Source organism: Flavobacterium sp. UBA5153, assembly GCA_002413745.1.
Classification (GTDB): Bacteria; Bacteroidota; Bacteroidia; order Flavobacteriales; family Flavobacteriaceae; genus Flavobacterium.
The window spans coordinates 22,236-28,727 of sequence record DHXP01000020.1; the positions used below are offsets into that span (position 1 = coordinate 22,236).

The 6,492-nt window shown below is 32.1% G+C and carries 5 protein-coding genes and 1 pseudogene; 3 read left to right on the forward strand and 3 right to left on the reverse strand.

The features are described 5' to 3' along the window. The first annotated feature begins 111 nt into the window (after positions 1 to 111). A complete protein-coding gene (locus tag B2145_RS04550; RefSeq protein WP_291098841.1) occupies positions 112 to 1,848 on the forward strand; it encodes a glycoside hydrolase family 43 protein in 1,737 nt (578 codons plus the stop codon). Between the two features lie 286 nt (positions 1,849 to 2,134). Here the strand turns inward: B2145_RS04550 and B2145_RS17680 are convergent. The 3 genes and pseudogenes from B2145_RS17680 to B2145_RS04560 all read right to left on the reverse strand — a co-directional run. After that, a pseudogene (locus tag B2145_RS17680) lies at positions 2,135 to 2,410 on the reverse strand (hypothetical protein); the annotation flags it as partial. 12 nt (positions 2,411 to 2,422) lie between these two features. Next, positions 2,423 to 2,674 (reverse strand): hypothetical protein, encoded by a 252-nt coding sequence (locus B2145_RS04555; protein ID WP_291098844.1) that lies wholly within the window; start codon positions 2,672 to 2,674, stop codon positions 2,423 to 2,425. A gap of 379 nt (positions 2,675 to 3,053) precedes the next feature. Then, the gene (locus tag B2145_RS04560; protein WP_291098847.1) at positions 3,054 to 3,200 is read right to left on the reverse strand and encodes an ATP-binding protein; all 147 of its coding nucleotides are present in this window, start codon (positions 3,198 to 3,200) and stop codon (positions 3,054 to 3,056) included. 264 nt (positions 3,201 to 3,464) lie between these two features. Between B2145_RS04560 and B2145_RS17685 the strand changes: the two genes are divergently transcribed. Next, positions 3,465 to 3,692, forward strand: a complete 228-nt coding sequence (locus B2145_RS17685; RefSeq protein WP_414654571.1) for a DUF3781 domain-containing protein — start codon at positions 3,465 to 3,467, stop codon at positions 3,690 to 3,692. A 30-nt stretch (positions 3,693 to 3,722) separates the two neighbouring features. Beyond that, on the forward strand, positions 3,723 to 5,279 hold the full coding sequence (locus B2145_RS04565) for a glycoside hydrolase family 30 protein (RefSeq protein ID WP_291098850.1): 1,557 nt from the start codon (positions 3,723 to 3,725) through the stop codon (positions 5,277 to 5,279). Positions 5,280 to 6,492 lie beyond the last annotated feature (1,213 nt).

Genomic DNA, 6,492 nt, shown 5'->3' on the forward strand with positions numbered 1-6,492 from the left:
GTCGGTTGCTTGCTAAAGCTTAGCATATGATTTAATAAACTATAGAATACATAGAATAAAATAATAATAATAAGATTAACTAATAAAAATAACTAACTAAGATTTAATGTAATGAAAAACACAAAAACGCTTCTATTAATAATCATAACTCTGTTCTCGTTTTCGGGAGCTAAAAGTCAAAGCAAGTCAAAAAATAATGCGCCATTATTTTCTAATTTCACTTATCAAGGGGATGATAAGGTCTATACAGATAATCCATTAAAAGCGGATGAATTTTATACGCCTATTTTACAAGGATGTTACCCAGATCCAGCTATTACTAGAAAAGGAGATGATTATTATATGGTTTGTTCCTCATTTGCTATGTTTCCAGGAGTACCTGTTTTTCACTCTAAAGATTTAGTAAACTGGACCGATTTGGGAGGAGTATTAAATGATGTTACCCAATTCAATCCTCACGATACTGGTATTAGTGCTGGTGTTTATGCACCAGGTATCACCTACAATCCTCATAATGATACTTTTTATATGATTGTAACAGCCTTTTCAGGAGGGTTGAATAATATTATTGTAAAAACAAAAGACCCTATGAAAGGTTGGGGAAATCCAATTAAACTTGATTTTGGAGGTATAGATCCTTGTATTTTTTTTGATGATAATGGTAAAGGGTATATCGTTCACAACGATGCACCGGATAAAGGTAAAGAACTTTATAATGGTCATCGTGTGATTAAAATTTGGGAATATGATGTTGAAAATGATAAAATAATTCCTGGAACAGACAAGATTATAGTAGATGGAGGAACAGATCTTGCCAAAAAACCAATTTGGATTGAAGCTCCACATATGTACAAAAAGGACGGAAAATACTTTTTAATGTGTGCCGAAGGTGGTACTGGAGGATGGCATAGTGAAGTTATCTTTAAAAGTGATAGTCCAAAAGGACCGTTTATCCCAGCACCAAGCAATCCAATACTTACACAAAGATATTTTGAAAAAGACAGAAAAAACAAAGTAGATTGGGCTGGTCACGCCGATTTAGTAAAAGGACCTGGAGATAAATACTACGGAGTTTTCTTAGCAGTAAGACCAAACGAAAAAAACAGAGTAAATACAGGTCGTGAAACGTTTATTTTACCAGTAGATTGGTCTGGAGAATTTCCAGTTTTTGAAAAAGGTTTAATTCCTTTGGAACCAAAATTAAAAATGCCAAATGGGGTTACAGAAAATAAAACAGGGAAAGAAGGATTTTTTCCTAATGGTAATTTTACTTTCAAAGATAATTTCACTTCAAGTAAATTGGATTATCGTTGGATTGGTCTAAGAGGACCTCGTGAACAATTCATCACAACTACAAAAAAAGGATTGACTATTAATCCTTTTGCGACCAATATAAAAGAGATGAAACCTACGTCAACTTTGTTTTATCGTCAGCAACACAATAGCTTTTCATTGACAACTACCATTGATTACAAACCAAAATCAGATAAAGATTTGGCAGGCGTTGTAGCATTGCAAAATGAAGGTTCTAATTATGTTTTTGGAATTACAATGAAGGACAAAGACTATTATGTGGTACTGCAAAAGAATCAAAAAACAAGAAGAGATGCAGCAATAAACTCTACAATTGTGGCTAGCGCTAAAATTGATCTTAAGAAACCAGTGCAATTACAAATAAAAGCCAAAGGAGATGAATATGTATTTAGTTATTCACTTAACGGAGTTGATTTTATTAGTGTTGGAGGAACTGTTTCGGGAGATATTTTATCTACTGATGTAGCAGGTGGTTTTACAGGTTGTTTATTAGGATTGTATGCTACTTCAGCAAATGATGCACAACCTGAATAATAATTGTATTAATTATAAATTGGTCAGGTGTGATATATAGTTCGTGATGATAATTCTCATTATAAAAAATTGCAATAAAATATAACAAATAATTTTTCAACAAATTTTCTTTGTTATATTTTATTGCATTAAATCATAGCTGTCCGAACATTTTCAAAAAACCAAATTATAAGCGTATAACCAACTATTAATCATTGCTTTAGTTTAAGAAAAGGCGATTTCAGGATCTAAATTATTTTTTATGCTTCTAAATTTCATAGTTTGTTGACAAGGATTAGGCATATCCTTATTCTTTTGCCTTCCCTTCTTGACTGTGTCTGTTTATTGCATTTACAATATAATCTAATCCTTGATATTGAATTAGGCATATTCTAATCAAAGTTACACAGTGTCCAAATTTATGCTTTACTGTACTAATAGTTCTACGAATCAATTCGAGTATAAAATAGGTAATCAATCCTATGAATATTTGAGACTTACAGGCATTCTTACTTGTTCCAAGAAAGGTTTTTATCTGTAAATTTTGTTTTATAAGTTTGAAAAAGGTTTCAATAAGCCATCTTCTTCGGTATAATTATGCAATGGTGGCAGCAGACCACACCATATTGTTTGTTATCAATTCGACTGTCCGATTGTCTTGGGGTATAAAAACTGCGACTCTTCTCATTAAAATATCCTTCATTCCTGCCGCCTGAGCAGAGGCACTTTTGAATTTTATAATTTCGTCTTTTAGAATATGCTCGTCTTTATCCTTAGGCAATACCATTTCAATAACGGATTCGTAAAGAATATCGAATTGATACGGGTACTTGGTGGTTTTTGTCATCAATTCTTGTTTGGAAGAGTTTAAAATCAAAATATCCTCTGTCGTCAACCACTATGGTATCTTTCTCATATCGAAAATTATCGCATCCTCTTCGGTTGCTCACTTTGGCTTGGGTTATATTAATCATATCAGGAACCATTGTAGCTTCATCTAGGCTCACATGAGCCTTAATCCCCCCTTTAGCTGTCCGAAAGTTTGCCGAGTCAAATAAACTCAAACACACACACTCATTGTCGTGGTATCGATTATCTTTATATTCTTGCCTTTAATCTCTTGAATTGCTTTGTGACTATTCCGATGAAAGTGGACACCTCATTCCGGAGCAAAGTGTACAGTAGTTTTGATGATGATTTCTTGTGTTAAAATTAGACAAAAATTCTTATTGCTTTTTCATTTTTTTTCTCATGGATTCTCCCTTGAGTTCAAAGCGGATTGCCGAGTGAATAATCCAATCCAAAATGGCATGGGTAATTATTGGCGGATTAACAAGTTCTATGATTCTGACACTGTTTGTAGTGCCAAGCATGTATCTTATTATTGATAATCTTTTAAGAAAGACAACCGGAAAAAGAAAAAAGAATGTCTAAACTTAAAATCTCACAAATTTGCTTTTGTATTGTAAAAACTAAAGATTATATTCACCATACTATATTGTTAGCGGTCATTGTAACAAGACGAACCTGAATGACAACGATAGAACAAAAAATACAAACTTGCGGACTTGTGACAGAATTGACTGGCTCTCAAACTGACAATTTTGAAATCATACAAAAATATTGGATAACCTTTAATGAAGAACTATAAAAACGACATTCTAAATAAAATTTGCTATACTGAACTTGTATATGAAAGGATAAATAAAAAACTGAACAGTGAATTTTCAAAAATGGGAATTGAAAAAAAACTTTTCGACATCATCACAGAAACCAACGAAATAAATTTTCAAAAAACAGGAAAAAATATTTATGTAACAAATAGTGAAAGAAATATTAGAATAATTCAATTTCTAAAGAATTAGTTACAATTTATGGAGAATTAAATTTGAAAATTGAAAATTAATTGTAGATTTGACACTTATTATTTGTTTTATGATTATTATGAAAAACCTTTTCAGCAAAAAAGAACTATGAAAACATATCAAAATTTAATAATTGGCTTATTTTTTACCTTAAGTAATGCATCATATTCCCAAACGGTGAAATGGATTAAAAGTAATGAAGGAAATTATTGGCAGGAGAAAAAAATAGCATTAAAAAAAAAGACTGAAGGTAAACCAGATATTGTGGTTGAAAGCGAAAAAGAACTCCTTACTTTTAAGGCATGGGGAACCTGCTTCAATGAGTTGGGCTGGGATGCCCTTAATCTGCTTCCACAATCACAAAGAGAATCGGTTTTAAAACAGCTTTTTTCACAAGATGGTGATCTTCGATTCAATTTGGGGCGCTTCTCGATGAATGCTAATGACTATTCACGAAACTGGTACAGTTCAGATGAGGTAGACGGGGATTTTCAACTCAAAAACTTTAATATTGACCGGGACAAGACTACCCTGATTCCCTATATCAAAGCAGCTCAAAATTATAATCCAAACATGACTTTCTGGATTTCACCATGGTCTCCTCCATCTTGGATGAAAATAAACCATTACTATTCCGTTCGCAGCGATAAGCAATTCAATACTATGTCACCTCTCTCGGATGTTGCACTTTATGAAGATAATAAGGAAAAAGACGTAAAGGTTTTTCCTAATCAGTTCACTGTAAATGATTATTTTATACAAGATCCCAGATACTTAAAAGCTTATGCTGATTATTTCTGTAAGTTTATTGATGCTTACCGTGAGCAAAAGATTCCAATCAATACGGTAATGTACCAAAACGAAGCTTACAGCTATACTGTTTATCCAGGCTGTGCATGGACAGCAGAAGGAACTATACGTTTTAATACCGAATATCTTGCACCTGCGTTAAAAGAGAAGCATCCAGAAGTTTCTCTCTATCTTGGAACAATTAATACCGATAGATATGACGTGATTGATGAAATTCTTTCTGACCCGCGAATGTCTGAAACAATAAAAGGGATTGGTTTCCAGTGGGAAGGTGGAAAAATACTTCCGCGCATTCGGGAAAAATATCCTCAATATAATTATGTGCAGACAGAAAGCGAGTGCGGCTGGGGTTCTTTTGACTGGAAATCGTCTGAACATACTTTTGGGCTGATAAATCATTATTTAGCAAATGGCTGTACCGAATACACTTTTTGGAATGCGATTTTAGCGGATGATGGTGTCAGCGGATGGGGATGGAAACAAAATGCACTTATCCGTGTAGATTCAAAAACTAAGACAGTCACTTATACGCCAGAATATTATGCGGTAAAGCATTACGCACATTATGTATCTCCGGGTTCCAGACTCCTTTCATACAAAGAATCAGGCGAGGATAAAAAGCCAATCCTGGTTTTTAGTACACCAGAAGGCAAAACGATTATTATCGCAGGAAATTTTCAAGATAAAGAGCAAAAGTTAGTAGTGAAGTCAGGTGCGGTTTTTTTAGACTTGATGCTTGATGGTCATTCCTTAAATACATTTGAAATCAGTAAATAGTTGAAAATGTATCTCAATTAAATCGGTTAAATATTCAGCCTGCTTTTAGTTATTAATAAATTATTTAGGGTAAAACAAAAGAAACATTGAGTCGTTTAAAATCAAGGAATGTAAAAGTTAATAGTTAAATACAAAATAACGATCTTATGATTTCGGTTTATTTAAGCTATTTTGATTTAAGGTCAATCTTAAAAAATTAAGATAGACCTTTTGCATTGGAATATACTGATCAGGTAGTAATTACTTTTATTAAGGTTAAATTTTGTTTGCTAAACTAAGGAAATAAAATGCTCTTCTTTTCAAACCTCTGTCAGCTCTCTTAAAATCTGGAAATCTTCAAGTAAAAGGTTCGAATTTTGTACCAAGGAGTTCACAAGTATATTGTAAAAACCTGTTAGCCTTTGATTTTACAGACTTTTTTATGGTTCGACTAATTTTATTTGTTTTTTATAAAATATGTAAACTACTGATTAATAACAAAATAAAGGTTTGAATTCTAATAGGTTGTGTTAAATTAAATTTGATATTAATGCTACCTAGATTTAAAGTAAAATCTATGGTTAAGATTCAGATAGAGCTAATTATATTTGATGGTTATATATTTGAATGTACTACACCAAAAAAAACCACTGTAATTATCATAATCAATACATTGACTAGTGTCATTATTACATAATTGATAACATAAGTAATTGGAACGATTTGTTGTCGCATTATTAAAAGGGCTTAATTATTTGTTTTTCAAATAATTATCTAAATTTATTTAAAAGTAAAATACGACATTATATCGTTTTTACTACTTATGCCTATTATTTCTAGCTCGATTGCTTCATTTGCTATTTCCATTTCTTTTGGTCAAAGAAATCAAATTGCCTAACTTCTATCATATCATCGTCTTTTATTGTTTTCATTTTGTTATTAATTTTATTGTATATAACCCGTTGGGTGTAATTAGTTTTTGATGATAATTTTCGTCAGTTCGAGTGATTTTCGATAGAAAATCGTATCGAGAACTAAAAAATTATTATTAAAAACGGTTCTCGATACATTTTTTGTTCCGTTTTACTACACAAAAAACACTCGAACTGACGTTTTTAATAATTGCACCCAACGGGTTTGTATATATTAATATTCTAACCCTTCTTAGTTTGGAAAGTCGAATGTTTTGGTCGAAAAATCCGTAATCTCGATGTCTTTTGAACTGTTTCATCAT